Below are 3,656 nucleotides of genomic sequence, written 5' to 3' on the forward strand. Positions count from 1 at the left end.
TATCGGCAAAATCAAGATTGATAAGACCGGGGCAGACCATCAAATCGGTAATACCGCGAACACCTTGCTGCAATACCTCGTCCGCCATTTGGAAGGCTTGCTTAAAGGTCGTATTCGGATTGGCGATCAAAAATAAATTCTGGTTTGGAATAACAATCAGCGTATCGACATGCTTTTGCAGTTCTTCAATACCACTTTCAGCAGAACGCGCCCGTCTTTTACCTTCAAAATTAAAAGGTTTGGTCACAACACCGACTGTCAAAATACCACGATCACGCGCCACTTTTGCGATAACAGGCGCAGCCCCCGTGCCGGTGCCACCGCCCATACCAGCCGCGATAAAGCACATTCTTGCGCCTTCCAAGGCTTCTTGAATCTGCTCAATTGTTTCTTCTGCGGCGGCCTTTCCGACTTCCGGCCTTGATCCTGCCCCCAAGCCCTGCGTCGTCGTCGGGCCAAGCTGAATCCGCTGTTCTGCCGGAGAGATATTTAAGGCTTGGGCGTCCGTATTCGCTACGATAAAATCGACACCCTGCACACCTGATGCAATCATATTGGCAACAGCATTTCCGCCGCCGCCGCCGACACCAATCACGCTAATCCGGGGCAGCTCACTCACTTCGCTGCTATCACTGGGCTGCATGAATTCGATGGTCATTTACGCTCTCCGTCTCAAATACATTTTGTCAGGCTTATCCTAGGCTACAATGCTATAAAATCGGATTTAACAAGTTACTCTTTGTCGAAAAGATTACCGGATCTGACCAAACAAAGCTATTCACCCTGTTACCTAGTGACTAAATCTTATATTGCCTGAAGCCATTACTAAAAGCACGTAAAAATGTGCAATAAAATCTTAATTTTGAATATATTTTTAATATTCGCGACGAAACATCTGAAAAAGACGTTTAAAAGATCCCATAAAAGATTTTTGACTGCCCATTCTATTATTATAAGAGAGCGGCCTAAGATCAAAGGGTTCCGACGCAGCATGAAGAACAAGCCCCGTCAAAGTCGCGAAAGCTGGGCCACTATGGGCATCTGGAAGCCCAACAAGGCCATGCGGCCGCCCTATTCTCACCGAACGACCCAAGACACCTTGGGCATAATCGGCAATACCTTTCAATTCTGCACCCCCTCCTGTTAAAACAACCTGACGCCCGACGGGGCCATTATAGCCCAAAGATTTCAAGGCATCAGCGATATGATCCATCCAATGATCCAAACGCTTCCGAATAACACCGATCAACTGCGCGCGACTTATCCGTTGTGGATCAATTACATCCTCGTCATTGGCAATCGGAGCCACATCTATCATCTCATGATTATCGCGAGGTGAACTCTGCGCCGATCCATAAAAGCATTTTAATCTTTCTGCATCCGACCGTCTGGTTCCAAAAGCCGCAGCAATGTCATCCGTGATATCGGATGCGCCCATTGGGATAGAAGTCAAACCAACCAATAGCCCACCGGCAAAAAGGGATACATTGGTAACGCCTGCCCCTAATTCGACCAAGGCTACACCCAATTCCCGCTCTTCCTTAAAAAGACAGGACATCCCAGCCGCGATCGGGGCGGCCACAATCGCCTGCACTTCCAGATGGGCTGAACGAACCGCCAATTCCAGATTTCTAACAGGTGAAGGTTCAGCCGCAATCACATGGATATCGACACCCAAACGGTCGGCATAAAGACCAATCGGGCTTTTAACCCCCTTTAATCCGTCTAAGGTATAAAGGGCGGGTTGAGCATGAAGCACCATATGCCCATCAGGATCGATCGCATCTCGTCCGGTCGCTAACAGGGTTTCCATATGGATTTCTTCGATCCGTTGACCATTCAAGGCCACTTCTGTCGAGCTAAGATCGGATATCAAGCCCCCCGCAGAAAAAGATACCCAGACAGATTCAATATTGGTGCCAGCAATCCTTTCGGCCTGTTCAACCGCTTCTCGAACCGCCTTTTCTGTCGATTCCATATCGAAAAGATAGCCCCGTCTGACCCCCAGACTTTCTCGCTGACCACTTCCCAATACCTGCAAAACATTATCAGCTCTTTTTTCGACAATCAGAGCTGAAATTTTGGAAGAACCGATATCAAGCGCTGTTATCAGATTGCCTTCTTTTACCGGCGTCATACTATGATGTCGTTCCTTCATATTCGATCACTTACCAAAGGATCCGCTACCTTTGCAGGCTTTGTCGCTTTCTTAACGGGTTCCGGTGAAATTCTGGCGGTAATAGGTGCCCCCGGAACACGCATATCGAATTTGACATAGCCCCTTTCTAACAAGTGATGCTCGCGATTAATATGAGAGAAACGCACCAAAGCCGCTTCGGCTTCATTCCCTTCTGGTAAAGATAAAGTTTCACCAGAAGCGAAATGCAAATCCCAACGCCGATTCCCAATCCAGCTTGCTGCATCAATCATCGGTTTCAAAGAGGGTGCCGCTTCCAAAAGATGCCCCAAATCTTCCAAATGTAAATTGGCACCTGCGCCGATAACCAAAGGCAGATCAGGCGAAGCATGGGGATCAACATCCGAAATAATAATACCGTTATTATCAACCAGCCTTAAATGACCATGATATTGCCAGACAGCCGCCGGATTCCGTTCGACGATATCAACAACCAAAGTATCCGGCCAACGGCGGGAAACACGCGCATCCTCAATCCAGCCAAAACGTAACAAGCGATCTCGAATGGCATTGAGATCAACCAAAGGCATCGCCAGATTTTGCTGAGTGGAGGCAATCGCATAGATGGCCTGACGATCCATATGATGCAAACCGACAATCTCGACATGACTAACAGAAAAGCCCTGCCGTCCCAGATATTCACCTGTTTTGGTCGCCAATAATTGTGGCCAACGCGCAGCCCAAAGACCGGCCAAAAATCCGACAATAACAAGAATAAGCAAAAGACGCTTCGCCATCTGTTTTAAGAACGGATGCGAAAGAAAAGCCAGCCATTTAGGCAGGGCTATCGTCTCATTACTCTTGATAGGCCGTTTGGGACGACGAATTGTCGCGCCTGTTTGGCGGGCATGCCGCCTTGGGGAGCGCCTAGCCGAAGCCGATTTTGTTCTGCCTGCTGCTTTAGCCACCCTGTCCTGCCATTTTGGTTTCTTGTAATGCGTCTTCTTCTGCCAAGGCTTCCTCAACAATCATCTGGCACAAGGTGACATAGTCGATACCAAGCTGTTTTGCCTGTTCAGGAACCAAACTCAACGGTGTCATACCCGGCTGGGTATTCACCTCTAACAGAAACAATCCATCCAATCCGGCTTCGTCATCCCAACGAAAATCAGAACGGGATGGGCCCCGACATCCCAAAAGATGATGCGCTTTTAAGGCAAGATTCATCGCCTTTTCGGCAATTTCTGCCGGAATTTCTGCGGGACAGATATGGGTTGTCATGCCATCGGTATATTTGGCTTTATAATCATAAAAGCCGTTATTCGGGCATAATTCGGTAACCGCCAGAGCCTTATCCCCCATAACCGCCACGGTTAATTCACGGCCTTTGATAAAGGGTTCAGCAAGAAGGGTTTTAAAATTCTTCCATGGGTCAATCTGGTCTTTCCGAATGGCCTGACCGTCATTAAAGGTCTCATCAATGATCGCAACCCCAACAGAAGAGCCTTCATTGACCGGT

At 48.2% G+C, this 3,656-nt stretch carries 3 protein-coding genes and 1 pseudogene; all 4 read right to left on the reverse strand.

Features of this window, described 5'->3' with window-relative positions; genetic code table 11:
- Nucleotides 1–658, reverse strand: a 658-nt coding sequence (gene ftsZ / locus LDL18_RS08805) for a cell division protein FtsZ (protein ID WP_296508824.1), incomplete at its 3' end; no start/stop codon positions are given.
- Between the two features lie 216 nt (nucleotides 659–874).
- The gene (ftsA, locus tag LDL18_RS08810) at nucleotides 875–2,137 is read right to left on the reverse strand and encodes a cell division protein FtsA (protein WP_296508826.1); all 1,263 of its coding nucleotides are present in this window, start codon (nucleotides 2,135–2,137) and stop codon (nucleotides 875–877) included.
- A 17-nt stretch (nucleotides 2,138–2,154) separates the two neighbouring features.
- Nucleotides 2,155–3,105: an FtsQ-type POTRA domain-containing protein gene (locus tag LDL18_RS08815; RefSeq protein WP_296508828.1), complete on the reverse strand. Its 951-nt coding sequence runs from the start codon at nucleotides 3,103–3,105 to the stop codon at nucleotides 2,155–2,157.
- Nucleotides 3,098–3,656 (reverse strand): annotated as a pseudogene (locus LDL18_RS08820) (D-alanine--D-alanine ligase); the annotation flags it as partial. The pseudogene LDL18_RS08820 and the gene LDL18_RS08815, both read right to left, overlap by 8 nt.

The organism is Zymomonas sp., assembly GCF_020216885.1.
Lineage (GTDB): Bacteria > Pseudomonadota > Alphaproteobacteria > Sphingomonadales > Sphingomonadaceae > Zymomonas.